General features: G+C 72.6%; 16 protein-coding genes, 3 tRNA genes and 1 pseudogene. 11 read left to right on the top strand and 9 right to left on the bottom strand.

Annotated features, from left to right (window positions below):
- Window positions 1–19: 19 nt before the first annotated feature.
- The 3 genes from F1615_RS16935 to F1615_RS16945 all read left to right on the top strand — a co-directional run bounded on the left by F1615_RS16935 (window position 20) and on the right by F1615_RS16945 (window position 7,164).
- The gene (locus F1615_RS16935; protein ID WP_149549804.1) at window positions 20–1,093 is read left to right on the top strand and encodes an AAA family ATPase; all 1,074 of its coding nucleotides are present in this window, start codon (window positions 20–22) and stop codon (window positions 1,091–1,093) included.
- Window positions 1,083–5,990: an SAV_2336 N-terminal domain-related protein gene (locus tag F1615_RS16940; RefSeq protein ID WP_149549805.1), complete on the top strand. Its 4,908-nt coding sequence runs from the start codon at window positions 1,083–1,085 to the stop codon at window positions 5,988–5,990. The genes F1615_RS16935 and F1615_RS16940 overlap by 11 nt, the downstream gene beginning before the upstream one ends.
- A gap of 136 nt (window positions 5,991–6,126) precedes the next feature.
- Complete coding sequence (locus tag F1615_RS16945; RefSeq protein WP_149549806.1) at window positions 6,127–7,164, top strand: rod shape-determining protein; 1,038 nt, start codon at window positions 6,127–6,129, stop codon at window positions 7,162–7,164.
- Window positions 7,165–7,180: 16 nt separating this feature from the next.
- On the opposite strand, the gene F1615_RS16950 is transcribed toward F1615_RS16945, so the two are convergent.
- Window positions 7,181–8,134 carry an anti-sigma factor RsbA family regulatory protein gene (locus tag F1615_RS16950; protein ID WP_149549807.1) on the bottom strand — a complete coding sequence of 318 codons (954 nt, stop codon included), beginning with the start codon at window positions 8,132–8,134 and terminating at the stop codon, window positions 7,181–7,183.
- On the bottom strand, window positions 8,131–8,499 hold the full coding sequence (locus tag F1615_RS16955) for an STAS domain-containing protein (protein WP_388233386.1): 369 nt from the start codon (window positions 8,497–8,499) through the stop codon (window positions 8,131–8,133). Before F1615_RS16955 ends, F1615_RS16950 begins: the two co-directional genes overlap by 4 nt.
- 247 nt (window positions 8,500–8,746) lie before the next feature.
- On the opposite strand from F1615_RS16955, the gene F1615_RS16960 reads away from it, so the two are divergent.
- Window positions 8,747–9,364, top strand: coding sequence for an ANTAR domain-containing response regulator (locus F1615_RS16960; RefSeq protein WP_149549846.1), 618 nt, complete (start codon window positions 8,747–8,749; stop codon window positions 9,362–9,364).
- A 57-nt stretch (window positions 9,365–9,421) separates the two neighbouring features.
- On the top strand, window positions 9,422–9,577 hold the full coding sequence (locus tag F1615_RS35655) for a hypothetical protein (protein ID WP_167533776.1): 156 nt from the start codon (window positions 9,422–9,424) through the stop codon (window positions 9,575–9,577).
- A gap of 25 nt (window positions 9,578–9,602) precedes the next feature.
- Here the strand turns inward: F1615_RS35655 and F1615_RS36850 are convergent.
- A pseudogene (locus tag F1615_RS36850) lies at window positions 9,603–9,797 on the bottom strand (DUF2397 family protein); the annotation flags it as partial.
- A gap of 75 nt (window positions 9,798–9,872) precedes the next feature.
- Between F1615_RS36850 and F1615_RS16970 the strand changes: the two are divergent.
- The gene (locus tag F1615_RS16970; protein WP_149549809.1) at window positions 9,873–10,115 is read left to right on the top strand and encodes a type II toxin-antitoxin system Phd/YefM family antitoxin; all 243 of its coding nucleotides are present in this window, start codon (window positions 9,873–9,875) and stop codon (window positions 10,113–10,115) included.
- On the top strand, window positions 10,112–10,558 hold the full coding sequence (locus tag F1615_RS16975; RefSeq protein ID WP_149549810.1) for a PIN domain-containing protein: 447 nt from the start codon (window positions 10,112–10,114) through the stop codon (window positions 10,556–10,558). Before F1615_RS16970 ends, F1615_RS16975 begins: the two co-directional genes overlap by 4 nt.
- Window positions 10,559–10,636: 78 nt before the next feature.
- On the opposite strand, the gene F1615_RS16980 is transcribed toward F1615_RS16975, so the two are convergent.
- The 4 genes from F1615_RS16980 to F1615_RS16995 all read right to left on the bottom strand — a co-directional run bounded on the left by F1615_RS16980 (window position 10,637) and on the right by F1615_RS16995 (window position 11,477).
- Entirely contained in the window at window positions 10,637–10,906 is a 270-nt protein-coding gene (locus tag F1615_RS16980) for a hypothetical protein (RefSeq protein ID WP_149549811.1), read from the bottom strand.
- A 163-nt stretch (window positions 10,907–11,069) separates the two neighbouring features.
- Window positions 11,070–11,146: transfer RNA gene (locus F1615_RS16985), tRNA-Ile, on the bottom strand.
- 180 nt (window positions 11,147–11,326) lie between these two features.
- Window positions 11,327–11,399: transfer RNA gene (locus F1615_RS16990), tRNA-Asn, on the bottom strand.
- 5 nt (window positions 11,400–11,404) lie between these two features.
- Window positions 11,405–11,477: transfer RNA gene (locus F1615_RS16995), tRNA-Asn, on the bottom strand.
- A 169-nt stretch (window positions 11,478–11,646) separates the two neighbouring features.
- Between F1615_RS16995 and F1615_RS17000 the strand changes: the two genes are divergently transcribed.
- The 4 genes from F1615_RS17000 (at window position 11,647) to F1615_RS17015 (ending at window position 17,342) form a co-directional block, all read left to right on the top strand.
- Window positions 11,647–11,952, top strand: a complete 306-nt coding sequence (locus tag F1615_RS17000) for a YtxH domain-containing protein (RefSeq protein WP_149549812.1) — start codon at window positions 11,647–11,649, stop codon at window positions 11,950–11,952.
- Between the two features lie 64 nt (window positions 11,953–12,016).
- Window positions 12,017–13,471 (top strand): FGGY family carbohydrate kinase, encoded by a 1,455-nt coding sequence (locus F1615_RS17005; RefSeq protein WP_149549813.1) that lies wholly within the window; start codon window positions 12,017–12,019, stop codon window positions 13,469–13,471.
- Between the two features lie 209 nt (window positions 13,472–13,680).
- Window positions 13,681–15,414 (top strand): ABC transporter ATP-binding protein, encoded by a 1,734-nt coding sequence (locus F1615_RS17010; RefSeq protein ID WP_149549814.1) that lies wholly within the window; start codon window positions 13,681–13,683, stop codon window positions 15,412–15,414.
- A complete protein-coding gene (locus F1615_RS17015) occupies window positions 15,414–17,342 on the top strand; it encodes an ABC transporter ATP-binding protein (protein ID WP_149549815.1) in 1,929 nt (642 codons plus the stop codon). Before F1615_RS17010 ends, F1615_RS17015 begins: the two co-directional genes overlap by 1 nt.
- 10 nt (window positions 17,343–17,352) lie before the next feature.
- On the opposite strand, the gene F1615_RS17020 is transcribed toward F1615_RS17015, so the two are convergent.
- Both F1615_RS17020 and F1615_RS17025 read right to left on the bottom strand, forming a co-directional pair.
- The gene (locus F1615_RS17020; RefSeq protein ID WP_149549816.1) at window positions 17,353–18,084 is read right to left on the bottom strand and encodes a hypothetical protein; all 732 of its coding nucleotides are present in this window, start codon (window positions 18,082–18,084) and stop codon (window positions 17,353–17,355) included.
- Between the two features lie 150 nt (window positions 18,085–18,234).
- Window positions 18,235–19,257: RNA polymerase sigma factor (locus F1615_RS17025; RefSeq protein ID WP_149549817.1), on the bottom strand; the 1,023-nt coding region annotated here is incomplete at its 5' end.

Below are 19,257 nucleotides of genomic sequence, written 5' to 3' on the forward strand. Positions count from 1 at the left end.
ACCCACGGAGAAGAGTCCCATGCCCCTGTGGCCCGTCTACACCGGCGCCGACGAGCCGCACGACGGCATCGCCCACCTGCCGCCGCCCCCGCCCTGGCGGGCCTTCGACGGCGGTCCCGCGCTCGACCCGCCCGACGAGGAGGCCGACGCGGCCGCCGTCTCCCCCGACCGCACCCATCGCGCCGCGACCTATCGGGCTACGCCGCAGACGGTCCAGCTCGTCAACGCCGCCCTCTATCTGCGCCGTCCGCTGCTGGTCACCGGTCCGCCCGGCACCGGCAAATCCTCACTCGTCTACGCGGTCGCCCGCGAGCTGCGTCTCGGTCCGGTGCTGCGCTGGAACATCACCAGCCGCAGCACACTCGACGACGGCCTCTACCAATACGACCCGCTCTCCCGCCTGTACGCGGCACGGCGCACGGCCGGGCACACCGCCGAACGGCACGGCACGCCACCGAGCGTCCCGCCGGCCCACGAGACCGCTGACACATCCGACGAGTCGGGCGTCGAGAACCACCTGCGACTCGGCCCCCTGGGCACCGCGCTCCTCCCCTACACCCGCCCCCGCGCCCTGCTCATCGACGAGATCGACAAGAGCGACCTCGACCTGCCCAACGACCTGCTGAACGTGCTGGAGGAGGGCCAGTACGAGATCCCCGAACTGGTGCGCACCGCCCGGTACCGCCCCCGCGGGAGGGCGGAGGTGATGATCGACGGCACCGGGGAACGGGTGCCGGTCGAGCACGGCCGTGTCCGCTGCCGGTCGTTCCCCTTCGTCGTCCTCACCAGCAACGGCGAACGCGAGTTCCCGCCCGCCTTCCTGCGCCGCTGTGTCACGCTGCGCCTGCGGCAGCCGGACGACCGCCAACTCGCCGGTATCGTCCGCGCGCACCTCGGAGAACCCGACGCGTACGCGCAAGGCCTGATCGAGCGCTTCCTGGCCCGGTCGGGCGCCGGTGACCTGGCCACCGACCAGCTCCTCAACGCGATCTACCTGGCCCGCGCCAGCGGTCTCGGCGCGGAGTCCCTCGACGACCTGGCCGAGCAGTTGATGCCGTACCTGGGGCAGACCCCGCAGGCCGATGCCTTCTGACCCGCCTCCGGAAGGCTCCGGCCCCCCTCACCCGCTGACCCGCCTGGCCGACGTCCTGACCGAGGCGGCCGGGGGTCTGCGGCCCACCCCGCTGGAACTCGCCGAACTGCTGTGGCTGGCCAGGACCCTGGACCAGGAGCCCTCCGGGACGGCTCCGCGCCCGCCACCACCCGAGCATGCCCCTTCCGAGCCGCCCCCGAGGACCGCACCGGCCGCGCCGCCCCCTCCCGCACCGCCCGCTCCTCCCTCCGATCCTCCGCGCGCACCCCTCCATCTGCCGTCCCCGGATCCGTCCCTCTGCCTGACGGACGAACCCCACGCCGCCCTCCTGGCCCCGGCGCCCCCGATGCTGCGCCGTTCCCTGGCACTGCAGCGGTCTCTGCGCCCGCTCAAACGCCGGGTGGACGCACCCATGGGCAGAGAACTGGACGAGGGGGCGACGGCCGACCGCATCGCCCGCCTCGGCGCCACCCCCGACTGGTGGCTGCCCGTCACGCGCCCCACCCAGGAACGCTGGCTGCGGCTGACCCTGGTGCACGACACCGGTCCCACGATGCCCGTGTGGCGACCACTGGTCCGCGAACTGCACACGGCCCTCGCGCAGTCCGGCGTCTTCCGCACGGTGACCCTGCTCTCCGCCGGCCCCGACGGCACGGTGCGCGGTCCCGGTGCGCATGCCCCGGCCGACGGCCGCAGCGTCACCCTGGTGATCAGCGACTGCATGGGCCCGCAGTGGCGCCGCGGCGGCGCCGGCGACCTGTGGCACGGCACCCTGCGGCGCTGGTCCCACCGTATGCCCGTGGCCGTCGTCCAGCCGCTCCCGGAGCACCTGTGGAGTGACACGGCGCTGCCCACCACCCCGGGCCGGCTCTCGGCACCGCACCCCGCCGCACCCGCCGCGACGCTCACCTTCACTCCCTACGACACCTCCGACCGGGTGAACCGGCACGCACGGGACCGGATGCTGCCGCTGCCCGTGCTGGAACCGGCCCCCGACTGGCTGTCGAACTGGGCACGGCTGATCGCATCACCGGGCGGCACGGAGTTCCCGGCGGCCGTGGCCGACCTGCGTTCTCCCTTCCTCGCGGACGCCGACAGCCGCGCGGACCTCGGCCGCCTCACCCCCGAGGACCTCGTCCTCCGCTTCCGTGGCACCGCTTCACGGGAGGCCTTCCGCCTGGCCTGTCATCTGGCCCTGGGCCGCCCTGATCTGCCCGTGATGCGTCTCGTTCAAGCCGCCATCGAGCACGACCCGCGGCCCCGCCATCTCGCCGAGGTGATCCTCAGCGGCATGCTCACCACCGCACCCGGTCCCCCCGGCTCCTACGCCTTCCGCCCAGGTGTACGGCAACTGCTGCTGCGCGGCCTGCCCCGCTCGGCCCGGCAGGACACCACCGCCCTGCTGCACCGCCTCGGCGCCCTCATCGACGACCGGGCCGGCCGGGCGCCGGGAGACTTCCGGGCATCGGTGCCGGACCGGTCCGGCACGGCGACGGCCGTGGAGGGCGAGGCCTTCGCCGCGGTCAGCCCGGACAGCGCGCGGCGGCTGACGGGCGGAGCCGTGACCACGCCCGGCCCCGGGCGGCCCCCGGCCCCGCGCCTGGTGGGCGGCCGTTACCGGCTGGTGCGGCGGCTCACACCGTCCGGGAACGTGTGGCAGGCCGAGGACACGGAGACGAACCGGACGGTGGTGGTCAGGCTGCACGAGACGGCGACCGGCCCGGACCGGCGCGAGGCGTTCCTGCGCGACGCACGGCTGCTCGGCGAGCTCGGCCACCGCAACGTGACGCGGATTCACGACGCCGGCATCGACGGCGACGTCCCGTACGTCGTCATGGAGCACCTGGACGGCGTGACCCTGAACTCCCTCGCCGCGCCGAACGGTTACCGTCTGCCGGCGCCCCTGCTGGTGTCGGTCGGCGCCCAGCTCGCGCACGGCCTCACCGCGGTGCACGAAGCCGGCCTGGCCCACGGCGAACTGGGACTGTCCCGGGTGGTGCTCCTGCCCGACGGCACGGTGAAACTCAGCCTCTTCGAACCCGGCCGGACCTCGGACCGGGCGCGATCGGAGGACCTGCGGGCCCTGTGCGAGCTGCTGTTGGTGCTGACATGGGGGACCTCGCGGCTGACCGTGCCCATCGACCCGCGTCACCTCGACCATCTGCCGCGGGACCTGCGGGAGACGTACGCGCACGCCTTCGACCTCCTGATGTCCCCCGCCCCGGCGACGCAGATCCGGGGGAGGGACCTGCTCCTCGATCCGGAGCTGTCGCGCCGGGCGGCAGCGGCGTACGAACGACGCTCCTACCGCATCCTCGGTCCGTTCGGCGTCGTAGCCGGCGGCTCGTCCCCCGACCTGGGACCGAACGAGCGCGCCATGCTGGCCATGCTGGTGCTCAAGCACGGCCGTACCGTGACGCACGACGAGCTCAAGTGGGGTCTGTGGAACGCGCGGGAGGAACCGCGCGACGTCATGGCGGTCCTGGGCGCGACGGCGTCCGGGCTGCGCCAGGCCCTGGGACCGGGCGTGCTGGGGACGCTCTCCCACGGCTTCGTCCTGCACACCAGCGCCGACCACGTGGATCTGGTGGAATGCGACCATCTGGTCCGCCGGGCCGAAGAGGCACGCCGCCGGGACGACCTCCACGAGGCGCGCTCGCTGGTCTCCGAGGCACTGGGGCTCTGGCACGGCGATGACCCCCTGGCGGACGTGCCCGGCCCCGCCGCACGGACCGCCCGCACCCGTCTGGTGCGGCTCCGCCTGGACCTCCGTCGGCAACGCGCTGAACTCGACCTGGACCTCGGCGAACCGGAGCGCGCGTCGGCGGATCTCGACGACCTGGTGCGCGCCCATCCCTCCCGCGAGGACCTCCTCCGGCTCCACCTCGTCGCCCTGCGGCGTCAGGGCCGGATCGAGGAAGCCCTGGCGGCGTACGAGGATTACGAGCTGGCCGGCGGCGCGCACCCGGAACTGCTGGCCCTGGGGCACGAACTGCGTGGCGCACTCGGCGATCCGCCGGACGCACATGATCAGGCATACCCGTCCGACGCCCCGGCGTACGACCCGCTCGCCGCGCCGGACGAGCTGCCGGAAGGCACGTACCCGGCCTGGGACCCGACGTCGACCGCGTCCCCGGACCCGCTGGGCGACCCGCCTCCCTACGAGTCCCGGCCGACCGGAGTCCCGCCCGAGGTGCGCCCGCCCGCCTCCGGGGACGAGGACCCCGCGGCACCCGCCGGACCGCGTCCCGCGCACCAGGCCGGGGCCCGCACTCGCCTCTTCTTCGACTGGGCGGACGGCCCCGAGCACCCGGACACGGTGGCGGCCCTCGGACGCGCGGTCACTCGGCTCCTGACGGACAGCGGGGTACCGGCCCGGGAGTGCGAGTTGTACGCGCTGGCCCAGGGCTACTCGCTCCTCGTCCCGGCCGGCCCGCACTCGGGCTCCGTGCTGCGCGCCCTCATGGCTGGGTTCACGCATCTGGTCGAGGAGATGGCCGGCCCACGGGTGGTCGTCGCCGTTTGGAGGACGCGGGACGAGCAACGGGTCGAAGCGCCTCCCCACTGGGCCGTCCGGGAGGTGCTGAACTCCTCCGAGGCGCACGGCATCATCGCCCTCGCCCCGTCCCTGCGGGAGGAGTTGGATGAGCAGGGCGAAGCGACCGCGTCGTGGGAACGCCTCGGCACCGAACCGGTGACGGGGTGGTACCGTCTCGCCTTCCGTGACCCCGGCCGGCCGCGGCTGCCGTCCCGCGGTCCGTACCCCATGCTGCCCGGCGCCCGCCTCCCGGAGCCTCAGGGCGTGGAGCGAGCGGTCGTCTACTCCCGGGGCGACCAGCCCCTCGGCAGCGCCCGCGTGCCCGGCGCGGACCACTACTACGAGGTCGATCTGACCGAGCGCCGTACGGCGCTGGAGGAGAGAGGGCCGGCTCTGACGCACGGGTCCGTGGCCCTGGTCCGGGGGGAGGCCGTCTGGCGGGTCTCCGATCCCGCCGCCCTGGTCGGGGAAGGCCCGCGCGACGTGGACGGCTTCCTCCGCCGGCATGTCGTGGCACGGCTGCGCGACGTGGCCGACCGCCTCCACGGCGCCGGCCGGGATCGGCTGCGTCAAGCGCTCCTGGACCGGCTGGGACCGCACGACGTACCCGGCTGCACCGTCCGCTGGGACCTCACGGTCAGCGCGGCCCCCACGGCGTCCGCAGTGCACACGGCGCACCGCACACGGGTCACGGGGACCGGCCCGGCCGACGTGCTTCTCGGCGCGGACGCGGTCATCCTCGGTTTCGACGGCACGCTCACCACGCTGTTCGACGAGTTCCGGGCGGCCGAGGTCGCAGAGGACCTCGCCCGCCTCGCCGTCGGCGGGCGGGATGCCCTCGAGGACGACATCACACCCGTCGAGCTGCTCCGGGAGCTGGCGGACCATCCGTCGGTGGAGGAGTTGCGTGTGCAGCTCAACCGTTACGAGTCGGCCGCAGCCCACACCGCCCGGCCGGCGCCCCTGTCCATCGAACTGGTACACGCGTTGGCCGACCGGCAGCTGCGGCTGGCCGTGGTCACGGACCACTCGACCGACGCGGCCGAGACCTTCCTGGATCACGTGCGCGTCGCCCCGTACCTGCGGGGAGGGGTGCACGGCCGACCCGCCGACCTCGCCCTGCTGATGCCGCACCCGGACGTGGTTCACCGTGCCCTCCGCCGGCTCGGCACCGTACCGGCCCGCTGCGTGATGATCGGGTCGACCACCACCGAGAGCGCCGCCGCCGGAGCCGCGGGCGTGCCCTTCATCGGCTGCCGGCACACGGACGGCATACTGCGCAGTTCGGGCCCGGCGAGCCTCACCGTGCCGGGGCTGGGCCCGCTGCTCGCGGTGGTGCGTTCCGTGCCGCCACGGTGACTCCCGGCCCCTCCCCCCGTTCGGCGGCCCCCCACCCGGCCCCCCAGGAAAGGCGCCCGCCCCCGCCCCGCGCGCACGATGCCTGAGAGGTCCGCCGTCCGGCGGGCCCGTGGGCGCGCACTCGGGAGGAACCGCCGTGACAGCAAGTCTGGAGCAGCTGCGCCGCTGCCACTTCGCCGTCGACCTGGGGGCGGCCCGCACCCGGGTGTACGTCAAGGGCGCCGGAATCGTCGTCGACCAGCCGTCCGTCGCCGCCGTGAACACCCGTACCGGCGCGCTGATCGCGGTCGGTGAGTTCGCGGAGAAGATGACGGGCCGTACGCCGGCGTACATCCGCGTCGTGCGACCCGTGACCGGTGGCACGGTCGTCGACATCGAGATGGCGCAGCGCATGCTGCGGCAGCTGCTCGGCGACCGGACCCGCCGCGCGCTGCGCCGCAGGCCCCGGCTGCGGGCCGCGGCCTGCACCCCGCACGACGCCGATCCGCTCGCCCAGCGCGCCGCGATCGAGACGCTGGTCGGTCTCGGCGCCCGCCGGGTGGAGCTGGTCGACACGCTGATCGCCGCCGCTGTCGGCTGCGGTCTGCCGGTGGAGCGGCCCGAGGCGACCATGATCATGGTGTGCGGCGCCGCGGCCACCCAGGTGGCCGTGCTCTCCCTCGGGGCGATCGTGCAGGCGCAACGCATCCCGGTCGGCGGTGAGGCCGTGGACAACGCGATCGTGCAGCACCTGCGCCACCAGCACGAACTGATGCTGCCGAGCCAGTCGGTGCGGCCCCTCCAGCTCGCCCTGTCCGGCAACGGGCTCACCCCCGAGGGCCCGGAGTCGACGGAGATCCACGGGCGGGACGTCGCCACGGGTCTGGCCCGTTCCGTGAAGGTCGACACGGCCGCGGTGCGACAGGCCATCCAGACGCCGCTGACGGCCGTCCTCGACGGCATCGGCAGGGTGCTGCGGGAGTGCCCGCCCGATCTGGTCGCCGACCTCGCCGACCGCGGGATCATGATGGTCGGCGGCAGCGCCCTGCTGCCGGGTCTCGACCAGATGCTGCGTCAGGCCACGGGCATGCCGGTGCACATCGCGGAGCGGCCCGAGCTGTGCGCCGTGGAGGGGCTGGGCGCGATGCTGGAGGGCAGGATCGCGCCGATGGTGCTGGATCCGCTGGGCGCCTGACGGCCGGGGGAGGCCGTCACCGGGGGAACCAGCAGCGGATCGCGGTGCCCCCGTCGCCGGTGTGCACCCGTACCAGGTCGGCGATCAGATTGACCATCAGCAGGCCGCGGCCGCCCCGCTGGTCGCGGGAGGCGGGGCGGCGCCCCGCGAGGGGGTCGGTCATGCGTCCCTCGTCGCGCACCTCGCACAGCACATGGCCGCCCTCGGCCCAGACCCGCAGTACTCCGCTCCCGCCGCCGTGCAGCACGCTGTTGGTGGTGAGCTCGGCCGTGGCGAGGGCCAGGTCCTGCAGGGTGACGCCGGTGAGGCCGAGCCGCCGTCCCTCGTCGGAGGCGGCGTGCCGGGCATCGGGCAGCGAGTCGGCCACGAACGGAAAGGTCATGGCGTCCGTCACGAGCGGCAGCGGCTCGTTGTAGCGGGCGACGACCGCGTCGGGGGCGTACGCCTCGCTGTCCCGCGCGGGGCGGGAGCCGGCGGGGATGACGGTGGGGTGGGTGGCGTGGGCGTCCTCGAGGACGTGCCCGGGCAGGCGTACGGCGTCGTAGGGGCAGAGGATGGTCACCGTACGGCCCCGGAAGGCGGCGTTGATCAGCGCCTCGTGCTGGACGCAGGCCGGGTACTCGGTGGCGGAGCGGCCGGCCCAGACCGGCTCGCCGATGATGCGCACCCGGCGCCCGGCGGGCTGGGCGTCGGCGAAGGCGCGCAGCACGCCGGGGATGATCCGGCCGGGGTTGCGGCCGGCCTCCCGCATGTCCAGGAGCCGGACGGTCTCCGCGTCGGCGCCGAGCGCGTCCCGGACGATCCGCAGCCGGTCGCCGGGCACGGCGACCGCCACGGGCTCGCCGGCCGCGAGTCCCTCGCGCACGAAGGGGACGGTGCCGTCCAGGTACTCCCGCTCGTCCCGGTAGAAGAGGGCGGGGTGGAGGAAGGGGTCGGTGCTGGGTGCCGCCGTTCCGGCCGCGGTACTCATGACGTCGACACCTCGATCGTCGGCAGGTCGGGCCAGAACGTCTCCAGTACCCGGCGCAGGGTGGGCGGAGGCCGGCGCACCACGAGCCGGCGGCCGTCGCCGAGCCGGCCGGCGGCGGCCGCGAGCGCTCCGGCGCCCGCGACGTCGACGAACGTCACCTCGGACAACTCCAGGTAGTACACGGCCTCACCTTCGCGCACCGCCTGCTCCAGTGCGCGCTCCCAGATCATGTGCGTGGCCAGACCGATCTCCCCGGCGGCACGCACCCCCCGGCATCCCTCCAGCGGACGCACCGTCAGGGACGGCCCCGCGGGTCCTGGCCCGCGCCTCGTCCGATGCCGATCGTCCAACGCCCGTCTCCCCACGTCCCCGGGACCGCGTCTACCCGGGCGGTTCCCGGCCATTCCCCGGCGCTGTGTGTAGTGCGCCGCAGGGCGGGCAGGCGCACCCACAGCGCAGCCGGGACCGTGCGCAGCCTACCGCTACGGTGCCGGCGGCGGCCGAACCCACCCGAACGGCCCGAGTTCGCGCGCACCGACGAGGCGGTGCCACGAGCTCCGCGGCACCACTGCCCTTCCGGGAAGGCGGAACACCTTGGTCATCGGCGGTCGTATGGACGCGGACCGGGCGCTCCTCACCCCACGCGGTGATCTGGTCCGCGGGTCTGCCGAGGCGCTGGCCCAGAAGCTGGCCCAGTTGCCCGCCGGCACGGCCCGGATCGATCTGGACATGAGCGGCGTTCATTTCATGGACACGGCGGGACTGGAGTTCCTGGAGGTGCTGCGCGACCACGGCCGCCTTCGCTCGCTGCCGGTCACCGCCACCCGCTGGAACGGTCAGCCGCGCCGCATCCTGGAACTCGCCGGCCTCGACACCACGGACCCGTTGCGCTCCCCGGCCCCCGACAGTGTTCCCTCGCCGCTCTCCTCGACGGTGGCGCGGGAACGGGAGGAGCGGCTGAACCTGCTCCAGGAGGAGGTCGAGCAGCTCCGGCGGGCGATCGCCTCCCGGCCGGTCATCGACCAGGCCCGCGGTGTCCTGATGGCGACGTACGGCTGCACCTCGGACGAGGCGTGGCACATCCTCCGGGAGGCGTCCCAGCTGTCCAACACCAAGCTCCGCACGGTCGCCGAGTCGCTCACGGCCTCCGCGGAGGCGGAGGGCGCTCCCCCGCCCGAGGCGGTCCGCGCCGCGCTGTCGCAGGCGCTGGCCCGCCGCTCGTCACGGTGAGCCCTCCCCCGCGCGGGGTACCCGGCGGACACGGTCCCGCGATCAGGAGGCAGCACGATGAGCGAGCACACTCCCTCCCAGGCCGAGGGCGACAGGGACGACGCAGAATGGACCACCCCGGACGTCCCGCACACCACCCCCTCCCAGGCGGAGGGCGAACGCGACCCCGCGGACGCCCCGGACGCGTCGGACGACAATGCCGGGGGCAGGTGAGCCGGCCTTCCTGGTATGTCCGGGTCCTTGGCAGCGCGGCGTGTACGTCCTCGGGCCGCAGATGCGCCGCGAACCGCTCCTTGGCCGTCAGGAACGCCCTCATCACGTCGCGGCAGAGGGCGCTGTGGGGTGCGGTGAGGTGCGCGAAGGGCGCGTAGGCGGGGCTGCCGGACGGCTCGGTGCGTCCGGAGGACTCGGCGCCTCGGGGCTGGCGGTCCAACCTTCACGGAGAGCCATCGGGGCCCCTGCGGTCGTTACCACCGCCGGGGAAACCCGGTGTAGTAACATGTAGGACATGGAGACGACCGCCCGCGAGTTCAACCAGAAGTCCTCCCAGGTCCTCGCCGCGGCGGCACGCGGTGAGACCGTCACCGTCACCAAGAACGGCACCCCTGTCGCCCGGGTCGTGCCGATCACCGAGAATGACATTCCCCCGTTTCCGACCGACCCCATGGGAGACATGGAGCTGCCCGACCTCGGCCTGCCCGATCTCAGCGATGACGAGATCGAGGATGTGCTGAAGGGGATGGGTTCGTGAGCCTGGTCGCCATCGCCGACACCAACGCGCTCTACCGTCTGCTCGACCCGAAACTCACGGGCCACGAGCAGCACAGGAAAGCTCTGGCAGCGGTCAGTCATCTCGTGATCTCCCCCATGGTCCTGGCCGAACTGGACTACCTGATCACCGCACGTGCGGGAACCCGCAAGGCCCTGGCCGCGGCCCGGTTCATCGAACGCAACACGGCCACCCGGCGCTTCGAAGTCCCCATGGTCAGCGGGCACTTGAGTGCCGCCATCGCTGTCGCCGAGGGGTACGCGGACGCGGACGGCGGCAAAGGTCTCTGCCTGACAGACGCGATGAACGTGGCCCTGGCAGCCGCATACCGCACCGACGCCATGTTCACCACCGACCGCCACTTCCGCATGATCCGCCCCCTGACCGGCCACCCGGCCTTTCGTCTTCTGCCTGACGATCTGTAGCGGCTCATCAGGCACACGACCGTCACGCGCGAGCAGCGCGGTGCGGGTCGAGGACGCTCATCAACTTGCGCCGGCGTTTCAGTTCCGCGCGGGCCGGCGGAGATGTTCGGTGAACGGCTTCTGCGTCCCCGGCACACGATGGCAGACATGGGCGCCCAGCAGCAGCCGCGCCAGGCGCTCGTAGGCACGGTCGCCGGTCGGCTCCCTCAGCCGCTCGCCCAGCCGCGGGCAGACCGCGAGCGCCTCGGCCGGGTGCGTCCCGCGTGACAGGTCGGCGAGGTGTTCCCACTGCCGGTCGTCGGCGATGCCCTCGACCTCGCGCCAGGCCGCGTCCAACATCTCCGTCATCGAGCAGCGCGTCGATCAGCGCGGGCCCGCCGTACCGGACGCCGCGCTCACGGCGGGCGTCTTCCCGCGGAGCGGCCGGCGCGGCCACGCGCTCGGCCTCCCGGCTCTCCGCGGCCTGAGCAGCGGAGCGCGACTGCTGGAGAACGGCTCATGAACCTGCGCGTGGTGGGGCGGGTGGGACTCGAACCCACGGCCGACGGATTATGAGTCCGCTGCTCTAACCGGCTGAGCTACCGCCCCATAGCGGCGTGTCGCGTACATGTGTGCGCGCCGTCTGCCGCAGCATAGCCGCTCATACGATCTCCTGCTTCGGATGGTCGGCTGCGTACGGCTGCCTCGATGACCATGGAGACCTCCCCGAGCCCCGCACGGTTCCCCCGGACATGAAAAAGGACCCCTACGGGGTCCTCGTTCAGCATGCTCCCCCGACTGGACTCGAACCAGTAACCTGCCGGTTAACAGCCGGCTGCTCTGCCAATTGAGCTACGGAGGACCGAGCTCCCCCGACTGGACTCGAACCAGTAACCTGCCGGTTAACAGCCGGCTGCTCTGCCAATTGAGCTACGGAGGAATGCCTCGTTGCATCGAACGCACCCACCTGGGTATCCGCCAGGGGGCGCGCGCTCGCTGCGACACATACATTAGCGCAAGCAGGGGGGTGCTCCGCCAATCGGTACTCCCCGGCGTCGTCGCCGCACCGGATACCTACGCAGACTGGAACAACGGGAAGGGTGGCCGCCATGAGTTACCGGCTCACATTTGTCGCCGGAGCCGTCCTGGGTTACGTGCTGGGCACGAAAGCCGGACGGGAGCGCTACGAGCAGCTGAAGAGGTCGGCTCAGCAGTTCGCACAGAACCCCGCCGTGCGCAACACCGCGGAGAGCGCGGCGCAGCAGGGCCGCGAGTTCGCGGACAAGGCGTACCACGCGGTGAGCGACAAGGTCGGTGACCGCATGCCCGACTCGGTCGCCCAGCGTGTCAACGCCCTCCGCGAGCGCACCGCCCACGGCCCGGCGGAGGACGACTGGGGCACGAGCAACACCTGACGGTTCCTTCACCCCAACGGCGCCCACGCCCCACCCACCCCTCCCCATGCGGCAAAATCGCCGTATGGGGATAGTCGCCGGGCTGGACAGTGCGCCCGATTTCACTCGCATCGTCGTCTGCGACACGGACACCGGGGCCGTGCTCAGGCAGGGGTACGCCCAGCATCCGGTGCAGGGCGCCGACGGCGGCGGCCGTCCCTCCGACGTCGACCCGCAGGCCTGGCTGCTGTCCCTGGGCGAGGCGGCGGGCGGCGGACTGCTGGAGGGCGTGCAGGCCATCGGCGTGTCCGCGCAGGCGAACGCGCTGGTGCCGCTGGACTCGCAGGGCAACACCGTGCGGCCCGCGATGACCGGCGGTGACAAGCGGGCGCAGGTCGCGGCGGCCGATCTGGTCGACGCGCTCGGCGGACGCGAGGCGTGGGCGCAGGCCGTGGGGTGCGTGCCGGGGGCCGCGCAGCCGGTGACGAAGCTGCGCTGGATGGCCCGCAGCGAACCGGAGAACGCGGCGCGCACCGCTGTACTGCTCCAGGCGCACGACTGGCTGGTGTGGCAGCTGCTCGGCCGGCCGGTGCGCCGGACCACCGACCGGGGCGGCGCGTCCGGCACCGGTTACTGGGCGGCGGCCACCGGGGCGTACCGGTCCGATCTGGTCGAGCTGGCGCTCGGCCACCAGGCGATGCTGCCCGAGGTGATCGGCCCGGCGGACGCGGCCGGTACGACCCCGGAGGGGCTGCTGATCTCCCCCGGTACGGGCGAGACGATGGCGGCGGCGTTCGGGCTCGGGATCGGTCTCGGCGACGCGGTGGTGTCGCTGGGCGCGTCCGGGTCCGTGATGGCCGTGCACCACGAGGCGCTCGTCGACCGGCACGGGATGATCACCTCCCTGGCCGACGCGACCGGCATGCATCTGCCCGTCGTCACCACCCTCAACGCCGTACGGGCGCTGCGCGGAACCGCGGAGCTGCTCGGGCTGCCCGATCTGGAGAGCCTGTCCGAGCTGGCGATGAAGTCGACGCCGGGTGCGCACGGTCTTGTGCTGCTCCCCTATCTGGAGGGTGAGCGCACCCCGAACCTGCCGCACACCGCCGGAACGCTGGCGGGGTTGCGGCGCGAGTCGATGAAGGCGGAGCACCTGGCGCGGGCCGCGTTCGAGGGGATGCTGTGCGGGCTCGCGGACGCGCTGGACGTGCTGCGCGGCCGGGGCGTGGACGTGCGGCGGGTCTTCCTGCTGGGCCAGGCCGCGGAACTGCCCGCCGTGCAGGCGGCGGCGCCCTCGCTGTTCGGGGCGCAGGTGGTCGTGCCGCAGCCGGCGGACTACGCGGCGATCGGCGCGGCCCGGCAGGCGGCGTGGGCGCTCGGCGTGTCCCAGGGGACCCTCGATCCGCGGACCCCGCCCGTCTGGCAGGGCGCGGTGGCGCAGGTGCTGGATCCCGGCGAGGAACTCGCGGTGGGGCAGGCGGTGCGCCAGCAGTTCGTCTCGGTGCGCGAGCAGACCCATCCGGGGGCGTTCCGCGCGTAGGGCCTGTCCGGCGGATCAACCGGAGGAAACGCGCGGTGCGTCGCCGCCGAGGTGGGCGGGGTCCGCTGCGTCCGGCTGCGAGGATGACCCGCCGGACAGGCCCCAGGGGGCCGGGCGGATTAATTCGGTTGAGGTAACGCGGGTGGAGTGTTCGACGATGGGGGCCACGGGCAACCACCCGCCCGCGTCGACCCTCCGAGAGATTCAGCGTGCTCATACGACTCCTGCGGACCTTCCTCCGGCCCTACAAGAGACCCATCTCCCTCCTGGTGCTGCTGCAGTTCCTGCAGACCTGCGCCACGCTCTACCTGCCCACGCTCAACGCCGACATCATCGACAACGGCGTCGTCGAGGGTGACGCCGGTTACATCCTGGGCCACGGCGCCCTGATGATCGGCATCTCGCTGGCCCAGGTCGTGTGCAACGTCGGTGCCGTGTTCTACGGCGCCCGGACGGCGGCGGCCCTGGGACGCGACGTGCGCGCCGCCGTGTTCGACCGCGTGCAGTCGTTCTCCGCGCGCGAGGTGGGGCACTTCGGCGCACCCTCGCTGATCACCCGGACGACGAACGACGTCCAGCAGGTGCAGATGCTGGCCCTGATGACGTTCACCCTGATGGTGTCGGCGCCGATCATGTGTGTGGGCGGCATCGTGATGGCGCTCGGTCTCGACGTCCCGCTGTCCGGGGTGCTGGTCGGGGTGGTGCCGGTGCTGGGGATCTGCGTGACGCTGATCGTGCGCCGGCTGCGTCCGCTGTTCCGGACCATGCAGGTACGGCTCGACACGGTGAACCGGGTGCTGCGCGAGCAGATCACCGGCAACCGGGTGATCCGCGCCTTCGTGCGGGACGCGTACGAGCAGGAGCGGTTCCGGAAGTCGAACACCGAGCTGACCGATGTGTCGCTGCGCGCGGGCAACCTGCTCGCGCTGATGTTCCCGGTGGTCATGACGGTGGTGAACCTGTCGTCGATCGCGGTGGTGTGGTTCGGCGCGCACCGGATCGACAGCGGCGGGATGCAGATCGGTGATCTGACGGCGTTCCTCGCCTATCTGATGCAGATCGTCATGTCCGTGATGATGGCCACCTTCATGTTCATGCAGGTGCCGCGCGCCGAGGTGTGCGCCGAGCGCATCCACGAGGTGCTGGACACCTCCTCGAGCGTGGTGCCGCCCGCCGCGCCCGTCACCGGGCTGCGCCGGCACGGGCATCTGGAGATGCGGGGCGCGGGCTTCCGCTACCCGGGCGCCGAGGAGCCGGTGCTGAAGGCGGTCGACCTGGTGGCGCGGCCCGGTGAGGTCACCGCCGTGATCGGCTCCACCGGCAGCGGCAAGTCCACGCTGCTCGGGCTGGTCCCGCGGCTGTTCGACGCGACCGAGGGCGACGTGCTGGTCGACGGGGTGCCGGTGGCGGACATCGAGCCGCGGCTGCTCGCGAGGACGGTCGGCCTGGTGCCGCAGAAGCCGTACCTGTTCGCGGGCACGGTGGCGACCAATCTGCGCTACGGCAATCCGGACGCCACCGACGAGGAGCTGTGGCACGCGCTGGAGGTGGCGCAGGGCAGGGACTTCGTGGAGCGGCTGGAGGGCGGCCTCGACGCGCCCGTCGCGCAGGGCGGGACGAACGTCTCCGGCGGTCAGCGCCAGCGTCTGGCCATCGCCCGGACACTGGTGCAGCGACCGGAGATCTACCTCTTCGACGACTCCTTCTCCGCGCTCGACTACGCCACCGACGCGGCCCTGCGGGCCGCTCTCGCACGGGAGACGGCCGGGGCGACCGTGGTGATCGTCGCCCAGCGGGTGGCGACCATCCGGGACGCCGACCGGATCGTGGTCCTGGACGAGGGCCGGGTCGTCGGCACCGGCCGGCACCACGAGCTGATGGCGGACAACGAGACCTACCGGGAGATCGTGCTCTCCCAGCTGACGGAAGCGGAGGCTGCCTGATGGCGGGGCCCGGAGGACGGATGATGGCCGGGGGCGGCCCCGACCAGCGGTCGATCGACTTCAAGGGGTCGGGCAAACGGCTGATCGGCCACTTCCGGCCGGAACGCCTGACGATCCTCGCGCTGCTGGCCTGTGTCGTGCTGAGCGTGGGCTTCAGCGTGATCGGGCCGAAGATCCTCGGCCACGCCACCGACCTGGTCTTCGCCGGGATCGTCGGACGGGAGATGCCGGAGGGAGCCACCAAGGAACAGGCGCTGGAGGCGATGCGGGAGCGCGGCGAGGGCGATGTCGCCGACATGCTCCGCAGCACCGACTTCACGCCCGGCGAGGGCATCGACTTCACCGCGGTGGGGAACGTCCTGCTGTTCGCGCTGGCGGTGTTCGTGGCCGCCGGCCTGCTGATGGCGGTGGCGACGCGGCTGGTGAACCGGGCCGTGAACCGCACCGTGTTCCGGATGCGCGAGGACGTGCAGACGAAGCTGTCGCGGCTGCCTCTGTCGTACTTCGACAAGCGGCAGCGCGGTGAGGTGCTGAGCCGCGCCACCAACGACATCGACAACATCGGGCAGACGCTCCAGCAGTCGATGGGCCAGCTGATCAACTCGCTGCTCACCGTCATCGGTGTGCTCGCGATGATGTTCTACGTCTCCTGGATCCTGGCCCTGGTCGCGCTGGTGACGGTGCCGCTGTCGTTCGTCGTCGCCACCCGCGTGGGCAAGCGGTCGCAGCCGCACTTCGTGGCGCAGTGGCGGACCACGGGCAGACTCAACGCCCACATCGAGGAGATGTACACCGGGCACACCCTGGTGAAGGTGTTCGGGCGGCAGGAGGAGTCGGCGAAGCTGTTCGCCGAGGAGAACGAGGCGCTGTACGAGGCCGGGTTCCGGGCGCAGTTCAACAGCGGCGTCATGCAGCCGCTGATGTTCTTCGTGTCGAACATCAACTACGTGCTGGTGGCGGTCGTCGGCGGTCTGCGGGTCGCGTCGGGCTCGCTGTCCATCGGCGACGTGCAGGCGTTCATCCAGTACTCGCGGCAGTTCTCCATGCCGCTGACGCAGCTCGCCTCGATGGCGAACCTGGTGCAGTCGGGTGTCGCCTCGGCCGAGCGGGTCTTCGAACTGCTGGACGCCGACGAGCAGCGGGCCGACATGTCGCCGGCCGAGAAGCCGGCCGAGCCGCGCGGGCGGGTGGCGCTGGAGCACGTGTCGTTCCGGTACGACCCCGACACGCCGCTGATCGAGGACCTGTCGCTGACGGTCGAACCGGGCCACACGGTGGCGATCGTGGGGCCGACGGGCGCCGGCAAGACGACGCTCGTGAACCTGCTGATGCGGTTCTACGAGGTGTCCGGCGGGCGCATCACCCTCGACGGGGTCGACATAGCGAGGATGTCCCGGGACGACCTGCGCGCCGGGATCGGCATGGTGCTGCAGGACACCTGGCTGTTCGGCGGCACGATCGCGGAGAACATCGCCTACGGTGCGGCGCGTGAGGTCACCCGGGAGGAGATCGAGGAGGCGGCGCGGGCGGCGCACGCGGACCGGTTCGTCCGGACGCTGCCCGACGGGTACGACACGGTGATCGACGACGAGGGGTCGGGGGTCAGCGCCGGTGAGAAGCAGCTGATCACGATCGCGCGGGCGTTCCTGTCCGATCCGGTGATCCTGGTGCTGGACGAGGCGACGAGTTCCGTGGACACGCGCACGGAGGTGCTGATCCAGAAGGCGATGGCGCGCCTGGCGCACGGCCGCACGTCGTTCGTGATCGCGCACCGGCTGTCGACGATCCGGGACGCGGACACGATCCTGGTGATGGAGAACGGCTCGATCGTCGAACAGGGCGCGCACGAGGAGCTGCTGGCGGTCGGCGGGGCCTACGCCCGGCTGTACCGGGCGCAGTTCGCGCAGGCGGTGGCGGAGGTGGACTGAGCCGCGCGGCTCAGCCCGTGCCCGCCGTCTCCGTCAGTTTCTTCAGCTGAGCGTCGATCACCTCGTCCGGGGCCTCGCCCGTGTTCTTCTGCGCGACCAGGCTCTTCCAGCCGAAGACGGCGACGTGCGGGCCGCTGCGCACCACCCGGTACCAGTGGGCGGTGCCGGACAGCTCCCGCTTGAAGGCGACCGCCTCGTCCCCCGCCCCGGGATCGGGGTCGGACAGAGCGGTGACGGTCGGGTTCAGGCCCAGGTCGTCCTCGTACGTGGTGCAGCTCTTCGCCGCGTCGCGGACACGGGTGAGGAGTTCCTCGGCGCCGGCCGTCCTGTCGTAGGCGTACAGCGTGATCTCGGTGGCGTCGATGTCCGTCTTCGGCTTGACGGAGCGGGCCGCCGCCGCGGCCGGTGCCGGTTCGGGGGCGCGCAGCCGGATGTCCTCCATGGGCTGACAGGCCGCCGGATCGGCCGGTTCGCCCTTGCTGCCGAGGACGGTGCCCTGCTTGAAGACGGTGAAGGTGTAGTCGGGCAGGTCCGCTTCCGCGACCGCCGCGCTCTCCAGGCCGGCCGCGTCCAGCGGGCCGCCGCCCGCCTTCCCCGCCGGTGTTCCCTTCCCCCGGCTGTCGTCCCCGGCACCGCTCCCGCCGTCCTCGGCCCCTTCGCCGCCTCCGCAACCGGCCAGCAGGGCCGCCGTCGCCAGCATCGCCACGACCGCCGGGACCCGCCGCCGTCCGTCCACGCGCATTCTCACTCCTCGCACATCTGTCCCCGGCACGTCCGTACCAAGGTCATCTCTCGGGAGACGGTGCCAGAGCGCGACGGGTGCGGCGTCGGTGAAATGGCGTATAACCCCTACGCAGGCGGCCAGTTCGGGGCCGACGGGGCGCGGGCGCCGTCAGTCCAGGTAGCCGCGGAGTTGGTCGGCGAAGGCGTGGTCGCGGAGTTTGCCGAGGGTCTTGGACTCGATCTGGCGGATGCGTTCCCGTGTCACGCCGAAGAGGCGGCCTATCTCCTCCAGCGTGCGCGGACGGCCGTCCACCAGCCCGTAGCGGAGCTGCACGACCTTCCGCTCCCGCTCCCCCAGCGTCGACAGCACCGCCTCCAGGTGCTCCCGCAGCAGCAGGAACGCCGCCGACTCGACCGGACTCGCGGCGTCACCGTCCTCGATGAGGTCGCCGAGCGCCACGTCGTCCTCCTCGCCCACGGGCGCGTGCAGCGAGACCGGTTCCTGCGCCAGCCGCAGCACCTCGCCGACCCGCTCGGGCGGCAGGTCGAGGTGGACGGCCACCTCCTGCGGGGTCGGCTCGTAGCCGCGTTCCTGGAGCATGCGCCGCTGGACGCGGACGACCCGGTTGATGAGCTCGACCACGTGCACGGGCACGCGGATCGTGCGGGCCTGGTCGGCCAGCGCCCGGGACATGGCCTGGCGGATCCACCACGTGGCGTACGTGGAGAACTTGTACCCCCGGGCGTAGTCGAACTTCTCCACCGCCCGGATCAGCCCGAGGTTGCCCTCCTGGACCAGGTCGAGCATGGTCAGGCCCCGGCCCACGTACCGCTTGGCGACGGACACGACGAGCCGCAGGTTCGCCTCGATCAGCCGCCGTTTGGCCACGCGGCCCATGACGACGAGCCGGTCGAGGTCCAGCGCGAGCCTGCTGTCCAGATCGGGGGTGCGGCGCAGCTTCTCCTCGGCGAACAGCCCCGCCTCGACACGGCGGGCGAGTTCGACCTCCTCGGCGGCGGTCAGCAGCGGGATGCGGCCGATCTCGCGCAGGTACTGGCGGAACAGGTCCGAGGAGGGGGCGCCGGTCTCGGCGCGGACGGGCGCGGGCGGCTCCACGGGATCCACGTGCTCTACGGGGTCCACGTGCTCGACGCGTCCGGCGGGTTCGGCCGGATCGGCGGGTTCGGCCGG

This window comes from Streptomyces marokkonensis (assembly GCF_008312835.1).
GTDB classification, from domain to species: Bacteria; Actinomycetota; Actinomycetes; order Streptomycetales; family Streptomycetaceae; genus Streptomyces; species Streptomyces marokkonensis_A.

Coding starts and splice junctions, on each gene's coding strand:
- F1615_RS16935 (WP_149549804.1), top strand. CDS start 20: ATGCCCCTGTGGCCCGTCTACACCGGCGCCGACGAGCCGCACGACGGC.
- F1615_RS16940 (WP_149549805.1), top strand. CDS start 1,083: ATGCCTTCTGACCCGCCTCCGGAAGGCTCCGGCCCCCCTCACCCGCTG.
- F1615_RS16950 (WP_149549807.1), bottom strand. CDS start 8,134: ATGAGTACCGCGGCCGGAACGGCGGCACCCAGCACCGACCCCTTCCTC.
- F1615_RS16960 (WP_149549846.1), top strand. CDS start 8,747: ATGGACGCGGACCGGGCGCTCCTCACCCCACGCGGTGATCTGGTCCGC.
- F1615_RS35655 (WP_167533776.1), top strand. CDS start 9,422: ATGAGCGAGCACACTCCCTCCCAGGCCGAGGGCGACAGGGACGACGCA.
- F1615_RS16970 (WP_149549809.1), top strand. CDS start 9,873: ATGGAGACGACCGCCCGCGAGTTCAACCAGAAGTCCTCCCAGGTCCTC.
- F1615_RS16980 (WP_149549811.1), bottom strand. CDS start 10,906: ATGACGGAGATGTTGGACGCGGCCTGGCGCGAGGTCGAGGGCATCGCC.
- F1615_RS17000 (WP_149549812.1), top strand. CDS start 11,647: ATGAGTTACCGGCTCACATTTGTCGCCGGAGCCGTCCTGGGTTACGTG.
- F1615_RS17005 (WP_149549813.1), top strand. CDS start 12,017: ATGGGGATAGTCGCCGGGCTGGACAGTGCGCCCGATTTCACTCGCATC.
- F1615_RS17015 (WP_149549815.1), top strand. CDS start 15,414: ATGGCGGGGCCCGGAGGACGGATGATGGCCGGGGGCGGCCCCGACCAG.
- F1615_RS17020 (WP_149549816.1), bottom strand. CDS start 18,084: ATGCGCGTGGACGGACGGCGGCGGGTCCCGGCGGTCGTGGCGATGCTG.